The organism is Streptococcus suis (assembly GCF_019794555.1).
In the GTDB taxonomy this organism is placed as follows: domain Bacteria; phylum Bacillota; class Bacilli; order Lactobacillales; family Streptococcaceae; genus Streptococcus; species Streptococcus suis_AB.
In genome coordinates this window covers 26,422-42,282 of the sequence record NZ_JAIMEP010000010.1, presented here as the reverse complement: position 1 = coordinate 42,282, position 15,861 = coordinate 26,422, and the positions used below count along the sequence as shown (strand labels likewise).

Here is a 15,861-nt window from a genome sequence, read left to right as displayed (position 1 = left end):
AAACGGCGAAACGTATTTTTATGGAAATACTAGTCTAAAGATTATTTGAAATCTTAAAGGAGTAACAATGTCTAAGTACGATAAGTTGAATGAGTTTATGATTGAAGAGTTTCTGAAACGAACTCCTTACAAACTCTTGGCCAAAGAAGGTCCGAGTGGAAATTTGAAAGCCCGTTTTAAGCTAGCAAACGGTAATATTAACTTTTATTCCAATGATTCGATCACTACGGACGGGAAAGAAGCTTCTATATTAAGTAAGCATTTGGACTACTGGAATGAAAAGGTGACCAATCTCCAGAAAACCATCTTTATCGTCTATGCATTTCAGAACATTGAAAAAAAGAATGAAGTGCAGGGGTTACTGGAGAAATGGGGGTTCAAGGTTGAGGTAATGGAAGAGCAACCTGGAAATGGATCTACCCTCTTGAATAAATTGGAGAAATCTGTAGCCAAGGCGGATTACGGGATTGTGCTTTTATCACCAGATATCGAGATTAAATCAGGGAAGTTCCTACCTCGTCCAAATGTTATGATGGAACTTGGTTTGCTACTGGGCTATTTAAAAGACTCAGAGCATCGTATCTCGGTAATAAATTATAAAACAGATAAAGAGGATGTAGAAATAGCATCGGATATTCTAGGTGTTGCCTATGAAGAATATAGTCCAGCAACAATTGCTACAAAATTGATGAATGAGGTTTATCATTTGTATGGATTTGATGAAGAGAATTAGAATTACCGGGATAATAGTTCAAACATTTTTGCTTGCTGTGCAGGCTAGGAGACTAAGAAAAAGAAATGGAGTTTACATATGAAAAAGAAATTGTTCAGTTTTACCTTGCTGTCGGCAACCCTACTGTCACTAAGTGCATGTGGCTTGAGCAATGCGACTAGTCAATCAAGTTCGGAAGTGACAGGAACCAGCGAAGCGGCTAGCTCACAAACAACAGCTGCGTCATCTGAGGCTACAACTCCGAATTTAGACCTTGATACTTCAAATTTAAAACTAGTTTGAGATTCTCAAGAGGAAAACTACACTGTAGTGGATAATATTGAGGACTATGTTGGAACCTATAAGGGATATATTACTAGAGGAGCTGACGGTGTTCTTGAAGTTCAGACGGCAGTCTTTGAAGATGGAACCTTTCAAAGAATAATGACTAATTTTGCTACACGGAATGGAAGTAGTGATTATTATGTAGATAGTTCGGGGGATGTGAAGCAATCTAAAAATATAACAACGATTGATGGGAAGACCTATGACGACATTTTTAATATAGGTTATGCTAGAGGTGTGTTGATTGAAAAATTTGGCAATGTATACTTAGTACCTACGATGACTCAGCCATTAAATGTTGTCATAGATGAGACGGGTCAGTTAAGCTATACGGACTCACTATTGTCTTCCGCTTTACTCTCATACAATAAACCAATCAGTACGGATGCAGACTGGTCAGACTTTTATCAAAATCTAAAAAATGATTTTGAAGAGAAAACCACGCTTAAATTGGATAATTTAGATTTGGAGTCTTACTTTGCTGATGGCGAGTACTACTTGTCATTTAATCATTCTGATAAAAATTTACAGGTTAAATTTTTGGAAGGGGAAGTTTCTGACATTGTCAAAAATTCACTCACGGAATCTCTAAATGAGACAGATGTTTCTGAGTATGTTTCTGGTCCCAATGCCTTATTACATTTGACGTATTATAATGAAAGTATTAGAATTGGAAATTTAGAGAATGGAAGTGCACAATTTGAAATTATCCCTTCTGGGACAGCAATCTATGACAAAAATACTGGTGAGCAGTATGAAGTGATTTATGGTTTTGTATATCAAGATCCTTTTGAAACTGCTGGCAGCAAACAATTTTATGCATATGTGGGAGATGTTTTCAGAATCATTACAGGAAGTGAGGAAAATGGAAAATATATAGGATATCCTAATGCTTTCGTGCGGCGTAATTAGGTAGTTTATTTGGGGAATAACTTTCCGAATATTACCATAAAATGATAGTCAGACAGTTAGACGCGTATTCACAAATAAGACACTATCGGATTGAGAAACTCAGATAGTGTCTTTGTTTCAAAAGGAGAAATTTATGAAAAAGATTTTACAATTAGTATTTTTGACAATCGTTGCAGTCGTTTTAACAGCTTGTGCCCCTTCGCTTGATGGAACTTATAAGGGTAAAGCTGACGGAGTAGAGTATATCTTAGTTGTTGAAGGAAAAGATGCCTCATTAGAAATTAACGCTTTGATTTTTGGTATGGACTTAGAAGGGCCTATTGATACCTCTAAGAAAACCATGGACTTGTCTGGTTCAATGATGGGACAAGACATAAATGAAACAGCAACTTATACCTTGAAAGATAACGCAATGATACTTGAGATCAAAGGTGAAACAATCACACTTGAAAAGGAATAATAATTAACAAAAAGAATAGAAAATGTTACTGAAATACACAGTATAACGATGTAGATAAGAAAGCATTTGATTAAAAATAAATATCTGTAAACATATATTTCAAATCTGAATCGATCAGATACAAAAGTAATGAAATCCGCAATATAATAAGTGATCACAATGGAGTATTACCGATTCTTTTTGCAATAATGGAGAAAAAAATGAAAAAATACCTGTCGTTTGGACTTGTCTTGGTCAGCTTGTGCATTCTCAGTGGCTGCCAGTCAGCAATCGTTCAGCAACTGACAGGTGGTAACACGAGTTCATCAACAACCTCTTCCAGTAGGGTAGAGATGAGCTCATCTACCACTTCTTCGACTAGTTTGGAAAGCAGTTCGTCAACCGGGTCGGAAACGAGCACTAGTTCAACTTCCAGTTCCACGACTAGTAGTAGCCAACAAGAGACAGTGACGAGTTCAGCTGAAAAAGACTACGAGAGTCTGTATGCGGAAACGCTTACAAAGGTTGCTGAGGATCCTGAACGGACCGTTACGCACTATGCCTTTTATGACATTGACGGCAATGGAACCAAGGAATTGTTTACAGGTGGGCAGAACAGTACTGGTGCTATGTACGGAGCGGCAGTTTACTATCTGAATCAATCTGTTTCAACCTATCTGGCTCACTCTGAAGTTGCGCCAGTAGGTGGCTATCGGGCTAGTTTTACTATCAATTCCGATAGAACTGTGACCCAATATGAATGGACTTCCTTTAGAGGAGAAGGGATTAAAAAAACTTATCAATTAGCGGCAGATGATAGCTCAGCTATCTTGGTGCAAGAAAAAGAAATCATCATGGGAAGCGCAGAACAACAGGCTGAGGCAGATCCTAATCCACTGGATTTGTCGATATTAAATTGGCAGGTCCTAGGCTATTAAACAACTAAAAAGCGTTAGATGGCTCCTTATCTTGTTGGTAAAAAAGTGCTAGTAAGATAGTAGCCAGATTAACTCTTATGTATGAGAGAAAAAGGAGAGAAGGAATGAATAAACAGGATTGGTTGGATTACTTTCGAGCGGTCAATGGTCGGGAACCATCACCGCAAGAGTTTATGGATGCAAAGAATAATGGCGAATTTATAGTCGAAGAAGCAAGCTCAGGAGCAGGTGATGGAGTGGCGAGCGCAACCTTCCAAAAGGCGAGTGACGCGATTGGAAAAGTCAAAAATGTCAAAATCCCCACCTCCATGGCAAATGTTCTTTCAGCCTTGGACAAGAAGTGGTTGTTCAGACAGTATGTGATTACTATTTTGTTCGTAATGTTTTTATATATGACAGATGCTCATAAGAATATGTCTTTCTTTTACATTGTTCTTTGTACACTGTTGAATCCATGGGCTCGTTTCGTATGGTTGTCTATCATGGACTTCTTCTTTGAAGGGAGCAATCTATTTTATGTTACCAGCCTACCTATAATGTTGATGATAAAAATTGGTACCTATTTATTTGTATGGGGGCTCTCACCAGCATTAGCCCTTATCGGTTTTCTCTACCTCCATTTGCGGATAAATGTCTTTAAAAAGTAGGGTGATGGTATGAAAAATTTTGTTCGTGTTGGAAACAGTCGTGGCTGCGTCAGCCTTGCTGATGCCATTATGTCCAATAAGGGAGATACGATTATCCTGTTGGAACCAGGTTTTTATGACCTGAGCAGCTTCTATACTTTCGGTAGTAATTTTGAGTTTGTTGCGCAAGATGGTCAGTTGGGGTCAGTTGTTATCAAGGCTGGTTTTAAAACAAAACCTAATATTTCACTTATCTTTAGAAACTTGGTTATTCAGGGAGACTTTCGAAATAATTTACTGAATGTCAAGGAAGGTGGCTCTATCACACTTGATCGCTGTCAGGTCTTTCGGACAGAATTAGAGCAGGACTATCCTGATTATCCAAATGGCACCTACTATCCTATTATTCATAATACAAGTGGGCAATTGATTATCAAAGATTCTATGGTAAGGGATGATTATTTTAAAAACTCTATAGTTTTGAAAGATGATGCCCGATTGGAATTGATGAATTGTCAGGTTAGTGCTTTGGCGGCTTCCAATCGCTCTACTGTGGAAATGAGAGATGTCATCATTGATAATACGTTGTCGATCACCCATCAGTCTACTATGAAATCCTTTGGTACTTTGACCTTACGACAAAAAGATTCAAAATATGTTGGACTTCATGCCAATGACCAAAGTCAATTAATGATTGAAAAGATAGCATCCGATGTTGAAGGACATTTATCTGGGAAAATTTATAGTAGCCAGGTAGTGATTCAGGATTTAGCCTTGCAACCCAGCCAACAGTTCACCATTCATCATACAGCGGATGCTTACATTGAAGCGAGATTTCCACAGGTTACCTTCCAACTTCTCAAGCAGGCAGCATCCAGTAATCCCATGGATGAAATCAATCAATTGACTGGATTAGCCCAGGTGAAAGAAAAAGTTACTTCCTTTATGGCTGTCGCCCAGGTCAATAAAATCCGTGCCATGAAGGGCTTGCCGACTCAAAACATTAGTTTCCACTCTATGTTCTTGGGGAACCCTGGTACAGGGAAGACAACGGTTGCTCGGTTGCTTGGAAAGGCCATGTACCAAGCAGGCGTCATTGCGACAGATACCTTTATCGAGGTTGGTCGAGAAGACTTGGTTGGTGGTTATGTAGGTCAGACTGCAATCAAAACAAGAGAAATCTTGGAAAAGACAACGGGTGGAATCTTATTTGTTGATGAAGCCTATACCCTTTACAATGAGTCATCTAATGATTTCGGTAAGGAAGCTGTTGAAACCATCATGAAGTACATGGAGGATCATCGTGATGATATTATGATTATCTTTGCAGGTTATACACAACAGATGCGGAACTTTTTGAAAATCAACCCAGGTATTGCCTCGCGTATTTCACATGAATTTTTCTTTGAAGATTATAGTGTGGAAGAATTAGCTGACTTGGGTCTACAAAGTTTGGCTAAGGATCAGTATCACGTTGATGAAGAATTCTATCGAAAAGCCCTTTCCTATAAATATCAGCATGACACAGACAAGAGCAACGCCCGTTACGTTCGTGGATTCAATGAGCAATTAACCATGAACAATGCCTTGCGTGTCATGATGGATATGAATGTGGATGTGACAGAAATTACCAAGGCAGACATCGATAAGTTGCTAGGATTTGATGTTGCTGACTTATAGAGAACCTGAACTTGTAGATTCATGGGTTGGACAATTGCTCTTTGGTAATTGGGGGACACAATTTGCTGGTATGGCTCAGGTACCGTCAGTCTTTGGAGCAGTATTGCTAGTGGCCATTTTTAGCAGTTCCAGACGGAGTTAATAAATAAAGCCGAGCTTTGAAAAAGAGCTTGGCTTTATTATGTGAATTTGCGTGAATTGCCGTATTGTTCGGATTTTTCAGAAAATTTCCATTTTTCTGTTGACAAGTGAAAATAAGTGAGGTATCATAGTAAACAATTAGAACACAGAGAGGAAAAGTCAAATGAACACTGTCACTACAAAATTCTTTACTTTGTTGTTGCGACGGTCGGGCTAGTGCTGAAAGAATGCATTAGTCCTGTTTGGCTTACCAGGCGGGCGCTGTTGACAACATCTCGCGGGTAGTAATCCTCGAGGTGTTTTCTTTTATTTGGTTTGCTTAGAAAACTAAGAAAGAGAACCAAATATTTACGTTAGGGTTATTTAGAAAGGTATTCTTATGCGTGTGATTGAATTTTTAGATACGACTTTACGGGATGGTGAACAGACGCCGGGTGTGAATTTTTCAATCAAGGAAAAAGTGACTATTGCCAAGCAGTTGGAGAAATGGGGAATTTCTGCCATTGAAGCGGGTTTCCCAGCGGCCAGTCCTGATTCTTTTGAAGCGGTTCGTCAGATTGCGGCGGCTATGACCAAGACGGCTGTGACAGGTTTGGCTCGGTCGGTCAAATCAGACATTGATGCTTGTTATGAGGCTCTGAAAGATGCCAAGTATCCGCAGATTCATGTTTTCATTGCGACCAGCCCCATTCACCGTGAATTTAAACTTCAAAAGTCCAAAGAAGAAATTTTGGCACAAATCACTGAACATGTCGGCTATGCACGCGAGCGTTTTGAGGTAGTGGAGTTCTCACCAGAGGATGCGACACGGACGGAGTTGGATTATTTGCTAGAAGTTGTACAGACAGCGGTAGATGCTGGTGCGACCTACATCAACATTCCAGATACAGTCGGCTTTACGACACCTCAGCACTACGGAGAAATTTTCCGTTACTTGACAACAAACGTCAAATCGGACCGTGAGATTATTTTCAGTCCGCATTGCCACAATGACCTAGGTATGGCTGTTGCCAATACCCTTTCAGCTATTAAAAACGGTGCCGGTCGTGTTGAGGGGACAATCAACGGTATCGGTGAGCGAGCAGGAAATGCGGCCCTTGAAGAAGTAGCTGTTGCCCTTGAAATTCGGAAAGATTTCTATGATGTGACCAGTCCGATTGTTCTTAAGGAAACGCTCAATACTTCGGAATTAGTATCTCGATTTTCTGGGATTGCCATTCCACGCAATAAGGCGGTGGTTGGTGGCAATGCCTTCTCTCACGAGTCAGGTATCCACCAAGATGGTGTCTTGAAAAATCCATTGACTTATGAAATCATTACACCTGAGTTGGTAGGGGTCAAGAAAAATTCTCTGCCACTGGGTAAACTTTCTGGTCGCCATGCCTTTGTAGAAAAACTAAAAGAATTAGACTTGTATTTCGAAGAAGGAGACGTTGCTAGCTTGTTTGCACGTTTCAAAAACCTGGCAGACAAGAAAGAAAAAATCACAGATGCAGATATTCGTGCCTTGGTAGCTGGTACAGAAATCAGCAATCGTGATGGCTTTCAATTTAAAGATTTGCGTTTGGATAGTCAGTCTGACGGAAGTATTCAGGCTCAAGTTACCTTCATCAATCAGGATGAGGAAGAAGTGGTTGTTGTAGAGTCAGGCAAGGGTTCGGTTGAGGCTGTCTTTAATGCCATTGACCAATTCTTCCAGCAGGAAATCAGCTTAGAACGCTACCACATTGACGCCATTACAGATGGAATTGATGCCCAGGCTCGTGTGCTTGTCGCCGTAGAAAACAAGGCAACGGAGACAGTCTTCAACGCCTCTGGTATTGACTTTGACGTGGTGAAGGCTTCTGCTATTGCCTATATCCATGCTAATGTCATGGTGCAAAAAGAAAATAGTGGTCAAATGGATAAAAAGCTATCTGAGAAGGATATGCCCCACATCTAGGAGGAAGTATGACGAAAAAAATTGTAGCCTTGGCTGGTGATGGCATCGGTCCTGAAATCATGGAGGCTGGCCTAGCAGTCCTCGAGGCTGTTGCTGGGCAAGTAGGATTTGCTTATGAGATTGAGGAGAGAGCTTTTGGTGGCGCTGGGATTGATGCGGCTGGCCATCCTCTACCAGATGCTACCTTACAAGCCTGCCGTCAGGCGGATGCGATTTTGTTAGCAGCTATCGGTAGCCCTCAATATGATGATGCAGCTGTTCGACCAGAACAAGGTCTGCTTCAACTTCGGAAGGAATTGGGTCTCTTTGCCAATATCCGTCCGGTGAAAATTTTTGATAGCCTGAAAGACTATTCTCCTCTGAAAGCCGACCGGCTGGACGGTGTGGATTTGGTCATGGTACGGGAGTTGACAGGCGGAATTTATTTTGGAGAGCATATTCTGGAAACTGACCAAGCCAGCGATAGTAATACCTATCAGGCAGAAGAGATTGAACGAGTTGTCCGCTCTGCCTTTGACCTAGCCCAAAAAAGACGAAAAAAAGTTACTAGCATTGATAAACAAAATGTACTGGCGACGTCAAAATTGTGGCGGAAGGTAGTGGATGAGGTGGCTAAGGACTACCCAGATGTGGTCTTGGAGCACCAGTTGGTGGATAGTGCAGCCATGCTCTTGATTACCAATCCTAGTCGATTTGATGTCTTGGTGACGGAAAATCTTTTCGGGGATATCTTATCGGATGAGGCCAGCGTACTAACAGGAACGTTAGGAGTTCTGCCTTCTGCTAGTCATGCGGTGGCAGGTCCTAGTCTTTATGAACCTATTCACGGTTCGGCACCAGATATTGCAGGTCAGGGCATTGCCAATCCGGTCAGTATGATTCTATCTGTTGCCATGATGCTGGAAGAAAGTTTTGATTTGCTCCAAGCAGGTCAGACCATTCGCCAAGCTGTCGAAGCGGTCTTTGCACAGGGCATTTTCACTAAAGATCTAGGTGGTAGCGCCACTACCAAAGAAATGACGGAGGCTATTATTGCCCAGATTGAAAGGAGATCGCCATGAGTGGAAAATCCATTTTCGATAAGCTCTGGAATCGCCATGTGATTACAGGGCAAGAAGGTCAGCCTCAACTCCTTTATGTGGACCAGCACTATATCCATGAGGTGACTAGTCCCCAAGCCTTTGATGGTCTGCGAGAGGCTGGACGTCAAGTCCGTCGGCCAGAATTGACCTTTGGTACATTTGACCATAATGTTCCAACGGTTAATATTTATGATATTCGTGATGTCATTTCCAAGGCTCAGATGGATGCCTTAGCTCGCAATGTGGTGGAATTCGGCATTCCACATGCGCCACATGGATCTGCCAACCAAGGCATTGTCCACATGGTGGGACCAGAGACTGGCTTGACCCAGCCGGGGAAATTCATCGTCTGTGGAGATAGCCATACGGCAACCCACGGAGCATTTGGCGCCATTGCCTTTGGGATTGGGACAACAGAAGTAGAGCATGTCTTTGCGACTCAAACGTTGTGGCAAGTCAAACCCAAAAAGCTCTTAGTACGGTTTACAGGTAAGCCGAAAAAGGGGATATACTCCAAGGATTATGTCTTAGCATTGATTGCTAAGTATGGTGTGGCACTAGGGGTTGGCTATGTAGTCGAGTATGTGGGTGAGGCTATTGATGCTCTGACCATGGAAGAACGGATGACGATTTGTAACATGTCCATCGAGTTCGGATCCAAGATGGGGATTATGAACCCTGATCAAACCACTTTTGATTATCTAGCAGACAAGGAAAAACGCCCCAAAGACTTTGAGGCGGCGGTGGCTGATTGGAAAACCTTGGTATCCGACCCGGATGCAGTTTATGACAAGGTCATCGAGATGGATGTTTCTAATCTAGCACCGATGGTAACATGGGGAACAAATCCTTCCATGGGAGTCTCGTTTGATGAGACCTTTCCTGAAGTTCGCGATATGAATGATGAACGAGCGTATAAGTACATGAACTTACAGCCTGGACAAAGTCCAAAGGACATTGAAATTGGCTATGTTTTCTTGGGGTCCTGTACCAATGCCCGTCTTTCTGACTTGCAGGTGGCCGCAAAGATTGTCGAAGGCAAACGTGTGGCAGATCATGTGACTGCAATTGTGGTTCCGGGTTCGAGACCGGTTAAGTCAGCTGCAGAAGCACTTGGTTTAGACAAGATTTTCTTGGAAGCTGGCTTTGAATGGCGGGATCCGGGTTGCTCCATGTGTCTGGGGATGAACCCAGACAAGGTGCCGACAGGTGTCCACTGCGCATCAACCAGTAACAGAAACTTTGAGGATCGACAGGGTGTTGGATCGCGAACCCACCTTTGCAGTCCAGCCATGGCAGCAGCGGCAGCTATTGCAGGACGCTTTGTAGATGTTCGTGAATTGGAGGTGGTCTGATGGAAAAGTTTACAATCTACTCTGGGACGACCGTTCCACTCATGAATGACAACATTGATACCGATCAGATTTTACCCAAGCAGTTTCTCAAGCTGATTGACAAGAAGGGTTTTGGCAAGTACCTCATGTATGAGTGGCGTTATTTGGATAACAAGTATACTGAGGACCCTGATTTTATCTTTAATACGGCCCCATATCGTCAGGCAACGATCTTGATTACAGGGGATAACTTTGGGGCAGGTTCCTCTAGGGAGCACGCCGCTTGGGCCCTTGCTGACTACGGTTTCAAGGTTATCATTGCAGGCTCCTTCGGGGATATTCATTATAACAATGACCTCAACAATGGCATCTTGCCAATCGTTCAGCCCCGGGAGGTTCGGGAGAAATTGGCTGCGCTGGCATCAACTGATGAGGTGACTGTCGATCTCTACCAGCAAAAAATTATCTCTCCAGTCGGAGAATTTGATTTTGAGATCGATGCAGATTGGAAACACAAATTACTCAACGGTCTAGATGATATTGGGATTACCCTTCAGTATCAGGATTTGATTGAGGAGTATGAGAGGAATCGGCCAAGTTATTGGCAAGAATAAAATATATATTAGAAAACTAGCAGGTTGCTCTGCTATGAAACAAAAGAAAAGAGGAAATTATTATGACGAAACAAATTCACTGGGATGGCGCACTTTCACAAGAAGGTTTTGACATTATTAAGGGTGAGGGGGGCGTGATTGTCTGCCCGACGAAGGTTGGTTACATCATCATGACTGCCGACAAGGCTGGTTTGGAGCGTAAGTTTGATGCCAAAGAGCGCAAGCGTAATAAGCCGGGCGTGGTCCTTTGTGGTAGCATGGAGGAGCTTCGTGAGTTGGCGCAGTTAACTCCTGAGATTGATGCCTTCTACCAAAAACATTGGGATGAGGACATTTTGTTGGGTTGTATCCTGCCGTGGAAACCAGAGGCTTACGCTAAGTTGCAAGCCTATGGCGATGGTCGTGAAGAGCTGATGACCGACGTGCGCGGTACTTCTTGCTTTGTTATCAAGTTTGGGGTGGCAGGCGAGCAGATTGCTAAGGAAATGTGGGAAAAAGAAGGTCGTATGGTCTACGCTTCATCTGCTAACCCGTCAGGTAAGGGAAATCGTGGCAAGGTAGAAGGTATCGGTGAGCGTATCGCGTCTAAAGTAGACTTGATTATCGAGGCGGATGACTATGTGGCATCTATCCAGCCAGACAAGACCATTGAAACCCGCTATGAGCAAGGGGTTATGGTGTCAATGGTAGACAAAGATGGTAAACTGATTCCAGAACAAGGTGCAGATAGCCGTTCTATCAGCCCATGCCCAGTTGTCATCCGTAAAGGTCTGGACATCGATAAAATCATGATGCACTTGTCTGACCATTTCAACTCTTGGGACTACAGACAAGGGGAATACTATTAAGATATAGTCATTCAGTTTATCTTTTATTACGTCGACGAACGAGGAAACCCCGTTTCCTTATTTCCAACTTCAAATAATTTCATCATTATTTGAACTCACCTTGCCTAACTCCAGTTATGCCTGCAGCTCGTTGACACGAACAGTGTTCGTTTCATTTCCAACCTCTAACTGTCTCCCAGACAGTTAGAGCAAGTACTAAAAACAAACTGAAGATTATAAACTATAAATAGGAACGATCCGAAAGGGTCGTTTTTTCTAACAGAAAAAACTGACCGATATTTCAGTCAGTTTCTTATGTTTATTCAATCACCAGCATGCCTTCTTTAACGGCAAATGGGTGTTCCGGGTCAATGCGGTCGTAGAACATGACACCGTTGAGGTGGTCGATTTCGTGTTGGACCACGATGGCATTATATCCCTTGAGTTTGATGCGGTGCTTTTCTCCGTTTTTGTCCATGTAATCAACAGTTACACGCGCGTGGCGGACTACGTAGCCTTGGACTTCGCGGTCAACAGACAGGCAACCCTCTCCGCCTTCAAGAGCTGCATCTTGGACAGAATGGGCTACGATTTTAGGATTGTACAATACTTCTTGTAGAGAGTAGGCCTGGGCAGGTGGGTTTCCTTCCTCGTCTTCAGGGTTTGGAACTAAAACAGCGATGATGCGTTTGGATATGTCCAGTTGCGGAGCGGCTAAACCAACTCCGCCACGGAGTTTCATTTTTTCAGCCATGACAGGATCCTGTGAATGTTTGAGGAATTGCATCATTTTCTCACCTAAAATCACTTCTTGATCAGAAAGTGGAAATTGGACTTCCTCTGCAACTTGGCGTAGGGTTGGATGCCCTTCACGGATGATGTCATCCATGTCAATCAAATGGGCAGGTTTTGTAAGTTTTTCAATTACAGACATACTTCTCTCCTTTGGGTATTATTAAAATAAGTATAGCATGAAATGAGAGAGAATAAAAGCCTCACTCGCCTATCTATTCTGTAGCAAATCTGCTATACTAGTAAAAGACGAACGTTGAAAGGGAGAATGATGAAAAGAATTTTAGAAAAAGCTAGCCTGTTGGCCTTATCCACTATGCTGGTATCAACATTTGCAGTATCCCCTGCTATTCCACAGATGATTGACCATTTTGCCCAAGAAGGGATTGCGGCCAGTCAAGTAGAAAACTTAATTACAGTTACCTCATTTGCTATTATGGCAGCCCTCTTGATGAATGGTCTGATTGTTCGATTTATTTCTGAACGGAATATTATCATTCTTGGGTTGTTACTCCTTGCTATCGGTGGTTCCATGCCTATGTTTTTGTCGGCCTTCCCAATGATTTTCTTGGCTAGGATTTTGCTGGGATTAGGGATTGGTCTGATAAATGCACGGGCCATTAACATTATTGGTAATTTTTTCACCGGTCAAGAACGTGTGCAGATGATGGGCTTGCGTGGCTCGGCAGAAGTGTTGGGAAGTGCAGGCTTGACCCTATTGGTGGGATGGTTGACTCAATTTGGCTGGCAACCAGCCTTTATGGTCTATCTCTTTGCTTTGGTTGTTTTAGCCCTCTTTTTATTGTTTGTCCCCCAAGAAGAGTTTGTGGCACATAGCGAGTTGAAAAATGATAGTGGTTCTAAGGTCAAACTGGATAAGAAAATGTGGCAAATGGGAATCTACCTCGCATTTTTGGCTTTCTTTGTGATCAATGTCAATACTTTCTTGACTATTCGGATTCCACAGATTGTTTTGGAGAAGGGAATTGGGACAGCTCAGCAAGCTAGTCTGATTCTCAGTTTGATGCAAATAATGGGAATTGTAGCAGGAACGGTTTTTAGTAGCTTGGTTGGCCGCTTGAAGGACTGGCTTTTAGCAGTTTCCTATGTAATCTTTGGACTCGCAGTTATCGGCATTGCCTTTGCGGATAATCTTTGGGTGTTAGGCCTCGGCGGTATGGTATCAGGATTTTTCTACAGTATCGTTCTGACCATAGTTTTCAGCCAAGTAACGGACAGAGCACCCAAAGCTCTTCTTAATACAGTAATGACGATTGTTTTGATGGGCTGTAATATTGGTGGGGCCACATCTGCTATCCTACCAAGCTATCTTGAAAAACTCAACCCAACTCCAACGGGTGCCTTTGGTATCTATGCTATCGGTTGCGCTTTGATAAGCGCAGGTTTAATCTATCAACAAATAAAGAAATAGGGAGTGGATTTCCGCTCCTTTTGGTATAATGGTCTTATGTTAGAAAACAATCGACTCAATCAATTAATGTTGCGTTTCCCTGAAGATGTCCAGTTGATTTTTAATGAAATGATCCCTTCTTATCAATTGGGATATGCTGACTATGTCTATCAGACAGACGATGTTGCTACTCAGAACCGACGAATTAAAAATCTTGCTAAAAATTTTCGGAAGATGGATTACTTTTACGCAATGTCTTTACCGCAAGATTTGGCGTTGGAAATTGCCAACCAGTGGCAGTATCCGTCGCCATATGATTTTTATTCAGTGAGCTCTCAATCAGAAACGTATACCCAGTTCATAACGCCAGAGGCGCGTGGAGACCGGTTTTTTGCAGTCATTCGCAATGCAGCCCTCATGGGTTACTTTCAAGTGGAGAAAGTTGATAAGGAACTCAGCCTTCACTTAGGGATGAAGCCGTCTTTGATGGGACAGGGAAATGGCAGAGCTTTCTATCAGACGATTGAAGACTACATTGTTGAACATTATCATCCAATGCAACTCAGCCTAAGTGTAGCCATATGGAACCAACGAGCTCAAGCTCTCTTTCGAGCAGTTGGATTTTCTGTAAACGGTCATAGTATTCAAGTTTGTGGTGGAAACCAGTATGAATGTGTCAGAATGGAAAAGAAATTAGCATGCGATTAGATAAATTTTTGGTAGACTGTGGTGTTGGTAGTCGGACAGAAGTCAAGAAACTCCTGAAAAACAAGCAAGTCACAGTCAATGGCCAAGTAGAGACGTCTCCCAAACAACAAATAAATGAACAGGTAGATCAGGTAGCAGTAGCTGGCGACATTCTCCATCATGAACAATTTGTTTATTACCTTCTCAATAAACCCAAAGGAGTTATCTCAGCAACTGAAGATGACCACCATCAGACGGTTTTAGATTTATTGGATGAAATAGCTCAACATAAGGAAGTTTTTCCAGTTGGACGCTTGGACATCGATACCCATGGCTTGCTCCTTTTGACCAATAATGGCAAATTAGCCCATGCCATGCTCTCTCCTAAAAAACATGTTGATAAACTCTACCGTGCACAGATTGACGGGATCATGACCCAAGAGGATGTCGAGCGATTTGCGGCAGGAATTGATCTAAAAGATTTTACCTGTCAGCCAGCCCAGTTGACTATCCTATCGACAGATGAGGCCAAAGAGACTTCACTGGTTGACATTACCATCCGAGAAGGAAAGTTTCACCAGGTCAAACGGATGGTGCAGGCTTGTGGTAAGATGGTGACAGATTTGCAACGGTTATCAATGGGGCCCTTATGGTTGGACTCCAAACTAGCGATTGGGAAATACCGTAGATTAACAGCTGACGAATTGAAGCAATTAGAAGTGTTTGGTGTGGAATTATAGGTAATAAAAGACTCGCTTCCGATTTTGGAAGCAAGTCTTTTTAAATATCCGCAGGTGCAAAAACAACCTGACCATCTTGGAATTTTTCAATACGAGCGAGTGAAGTAACGGGGACACCTGCATCTATCAAGACTTGGCGGCCGTCTTGGAAGGACTTCTCGATGACGATACCAACGCCAATTACCTGAGCACCAGCCTGTTGGATAATATCAATCAAGCCTTTTGCTGCTTGCCCATTGGCCAAAAAATCATCAACGATTAGAACCCGGTCTTCCGGCGACAAAAACTTGCTAGCAATAGAAACGGTACTGGTTACTTGCTTGGTGAAGGAGTAGACTTCAGATGTCAAGATTCCTTCTGTCATCGTAATATTTTTATGTTTTTTAGCAAAAATCATTGGCACATCTAAACTTTCAGCGACATAAACAGCTGGAGCAATGCCGGATGCCTCAATAGTGACAACTTTTGTAATTTGCTTAGACCGATAAGCTTCTGCTAACACTTGTCCCATTTGTTTCATCAATTTAAAATCAACCTGATGGGTCAGGAATGAATCAACTTTTAAAATATTTTCTCCTAACACCTGACCATCTTTTAAAATACGTTCTTCCAAAATTTTCATGATTCTTCCTCCAAATG

17 protein-coding genes and 1 pseudogene are annotated in these 15,861 nt (G+C 42.4%); 16 read left to right on the top strand and 2 right to left on the bottom strand.

The features are described 5' to 3' along the window. Positions 1–67 precede the first annotated feature (67 nt). The 13 genes and pseudogenes from K6V48_RS06020 (at position 68) to K6V48_RS05960 (ending at position 11,613) form a co-directional block, all read left to right on the top strand. The gene (locus tag K6V48_RS06020; RefSeq protein ID WP_222368529.1) at positions 68–733 is read left to right on the top strand and encodes a TIR domain-containing protein; all 666 of its coding nucleotides are present in this window, start codon (positions 68–70) and stop codon (positions 731–733) included. 78 nt (positions 734–811) lie between these two features. After that, on the top strand, positions 812–1,015 hold the full coding sequence (locus tag K6V48_RS06015; RefSeq protein ID WP_222368527.1) for a hypothetical protein: 204 nt from the start codon (positions 812–814) through the stop codon (positions 1,013–1,015). A 27-nt stretch (positions 1,016–1,042) separates the two neighbouring features. Next, positions 1,043–1,969: a hypothetical protein gene (locus tag K6V48_RS06010; protein WP_222368525.1), complete on the top strand. Its 927-nt coding sequence runs from the start codon at positions 1,043–1,045 to the stop codon at positions 1,967–1,969. A 133-nt stretch (positions 1,970–2,102) separates the two neighbouring features. Beyond that, positions 2,103–2,429 carry a hypothetical protein gene (locus K6V48_RS06005; protein WP_222368524.1) on the top strand — a complete coding sequence of 109 codons (327 nt, stop codon included), beginning with the start codon at positions 2,103–2,105 and terminating at the stop codon, positions 2,427–2,429. 200 nt (positions 2,430–2,629) lie between these two features. After that, complete coding sequence (locus K6V48_RS06000; RefSeq protein ID WP_222368521.1) at positions 2,630–3,346, top strand: hypothetical protein; 717 nt, start codon at positions 2,630–2,632, stop codon at positions 3,344–3,346. A 104-nt stretch (positions 3,347–3,450) separates the two neighbouring features. After that, positions 3,451–3,993 (top strand): hypothetical protein, encoded by a 543-nt coding sequence (locus K6V48_RS05995; protein ID WP_222368517.1) that lies wholly within the window; start codon positions 3,451–3,453, stop codon positions 3,991–3,993. Between the two features lie 9 nt (positions 3,994–4,002). Further along, complete coding sequence (locus K6V48_RS05990; RefSeq protein WP_222368513.1) at positions 4,003–5,652, top strand: AAA family ATPase; 1,650 nt, start codon at positions 4,003–4,005, stop codon at positions 5,650–5,652. A gap of 10 nt (positions 5,653–5,662) precedes the next feature. Continuing rightward, a pseudogene (locus K6V48_RS05985) lies at positions 5,663–5,794 on the top strand (GlsB/YeaQ/YmgE family stress response membrane protein); the annotation flags it as partial. 378 nt (positions 5,795–6,172) lie between these two features. Then, entirely contained in the window at positions 6,173–7,735 is a 1,563-nt protein-coding gene (locus K6V48_RS05980; protein WP_174852559.1) for a 2-isopropylmalate synthase, read from the top strand. A gap of 8 nt (positions 7,736–7,743) precedes the next feature. Next, positions 7,744–8,796, top strand: coding sequence for a 3-isopropylmalate dehydrogenase (gene leuB, locus K6V48_RS05975; protein WP_222368508.1), 1,053 nt, complete (start codon positions 7,744–7,746; stop codon positions 8,794–8,796). Then, entirely contained in the window at positions 8,793–10,172 is a 1,380-nt protein-coding gene (leuC, locus tag K6V48_RS05970; RefSeq protein ID WP_222368506.1) for a 3-isopropylmalate dehydratase large subunit, read from the top strand. Before leuB ends, leuC begins: the two co-directional genes overlap by 4 nt. Beyond that, a complete protein-coding gene (gene leuD / locus K6V48_RS05965; RefSeq protein ID WP_015647424.1) occupies positions 10,172–10,765 on the top strand; it encodes a 3-isopropylmalate dehydratase small subunit in 594 nt (197 codons plus the stop codon). The genes leuC and leuD overlap by 1 nt, the downstream gene beginning before the upstream one ends. 62 nt (positions 10,766–10,827) lie before the next feature. Continuing rightward, a complete protein-coding gene (locus tag K6V48_RS05960) occupies positions 10,828–11,613 on the top strand; it encodes an L-threonylcarbamoyladenylate synthase (protein WP_014638675.1) in 786 nt (261 codons plus the stop codon). Between the two features lie 298 nt (positions 11,614–11,911). Here the strand turns inward: K6V48_RS05960 and def are convergent, their stop codons facing one another. Then, a complete protein-coding gene (def, locus tag K6V48_RS05955) occupies positions 11,912–12,526 on the bottom strand; it encodes a peptide deformylase (RefSeq protein WP_222368504.1) in 615 nt (204 codons plus the stop codon). Positions 12,527–12,655: 129 nt separating this feature from the next. Between def and K6V48_RS05950 the strand changes: the two genes are divergently transcribed. The 3 genes from K6V48_RS05950 to K6V48_RS05940 are packed head-to-tail and all read left to right on the top strand — an operon-like array spanning position 12,656 to position 15,222. Beyond that, positions 12,656–13,816 carry an MFS transporter gene (locus K6V48_RS05950; protein WP_172089729.1) on the top strand — a complete coding sequence of 387 codons (1,161 nt, stop codon included), beginning with the start codon at positions 12,656–12,658 and terminating at the stop codon, positions 13,814–13,816. 36 nt (positions 13,817–13,852) lie between these two features. Then, positions 13,853–14,503: a GNAT family N-acetyltransferase gene (locus K6V48_RS05945; RefSeq protein ID WP_222368502.1), complete on the top strand. Its 651-nt coding sequence runs from the start codon at positions 13,853–13,855 to the stop codon at positions 14,501–14,503. After that, positions 14,494–15,222, top strand: coding sequence for a pseudouridine synthase (locus K6V48_RS05940; RefSeq protein ID WP_222368501.1), 729 nt, complete (start codon positions 14,494–14,496; stop codon positions 15,220–15,222). The genes K6V48_RS05945 and K6V48_RS05940 overlap by 10 nt, the downstream gene beginning before the upstream one ends. Positions 15,223–15,262: 40 nt before the next feature. On the opposite strand, the gene K6V48_RS05935 is transcribed toward K6V48_RS05940, so the two are convergent. Beyond that, complete coding sequence (locus K6V48_RS05935; RefSeq protein WP_222368500.1) at positions 15,263–15,844, bottom strand: xanthine phosphoribosyltransferase; 582 nt, start codon at positions 15,842–15,844, stop codon at positions 15,263–15,265. Between the last annotated feature and the right edge of the window lie 17 nt (positions 15,845–15,861).

Excerpts from the sequence above, each read along its gene's own strand:
- leuD (WP_015647424.1), top strand. The coding sequence starts at position 10,172 with ATGGAAAAGTTTACAATCTACTCTGGGACGACCGTTCCACTCATGAAT.
- leuC (WP_222368506.1), top strand. The coding sequence starts at position 8,793 with ATGAGTGGAAAATCCATTTTCGATAAGCTCTGGAATCGCCATGTGATT.
- K6V48_RS05995 (WP_222368517.1), top strand. The coding sequence starts at position 3,451 with ATGAATAAACAGGATTGGTTGGATTACTTTCGAGCGGTCAATGGTCGG.
- K6V48_RS06015 (WP_222368527.1), top strand. The coding sequence starts at position 812 with ATGAAAAAGAAATTGTTCAGTTTTACCTTGCTGTCGGCAACCCTACTG.
- K6V48_RS05935 (WP_222368500.1), bottom strand. The coding sequence starts at position 15,844 with ATGAAAATTTTGGAAGAACGTATTTTAAAAGATGGTCAGGTGTTAGGA.
- leuB (WP_222368508.1), top strand. The coding sequence starts at position 7,744 with ATGACGAAAAAAATTGTAGCCTTGGCTGGTGATGGCATCGGTCCTGAA.
- K6V48_RS05990 (WP_222368513.1), top strand. The coding sequence starts at position 4,003 with ATGAAAAATTTTGTTCGTGTTGGAAACAGTCGTGGCTGCGTCAGCCTT.
- K6V48_RS06020 (WP_222368529.1), top strand. The coding sequence starts at position 68 with ATGTCTAAGTACGATAAGTTGAATGAGTTTATGATTGAAGAGTTTCTG.
- K6V48_RS05960 (WP_014638675.1), top strand. The coding sequence starts at position 10,828 with ATGACGAAACAAATTCACTGGGATGGCGCACTTTCACAAGAAGGTTTT.
- K6V48_RS06005 (WP_222368524.1), top strand. The coding sequence starts at position 2,103 with ATGAAAAAGATTTTACAATTAGTATTTTTGACAATCGTTGCAGTCGTT.
- K6V48_RS05950 (WP_172089729.1), top strand. The coding sequence starts at position 12,656 with ATGAAAAGAATTTTAGAAAAAGCTAGCCTGTTGGCCTTATCCACTATG.
- K6V48_RS05980 (WP_174852559.1), top strand. The coding sequence starts at position 6,173 with ATGCGTGTGATTGAATTTTTAGATACGACTTTACGGGATGGTGAACAG.
- K6V48_RS06000 (WP_222368521.1), top strand. The coding sequence starts at position 2,630 with ATGAAAAAATACCTGTCGTTTGGACTTGTCTTGGTCAGCTTGTGCATT.
- def (WP_222368504.1), bottom strand. The coding sequence starts at position 12,526 with ATGTCTGTAATTGAAAAACTTACAAAACCTGCCCATTTGATTGACATG.
- K6V48_RS05945 (WP_222368502.1), top strand. The coding sequence starts at position 13,853 with ATGTTAGAAAACAATCGACTCAATCAATTAATGTTGCGTTTCCCTGAA.
- K6V48_RS05940 (WP_222368501.1), top strand. The coding sequence starts at position 14,494 with ATGCGATTAGATAAATTTTTGGTAGACTGTGGTGTTGGTAGTCGGACA.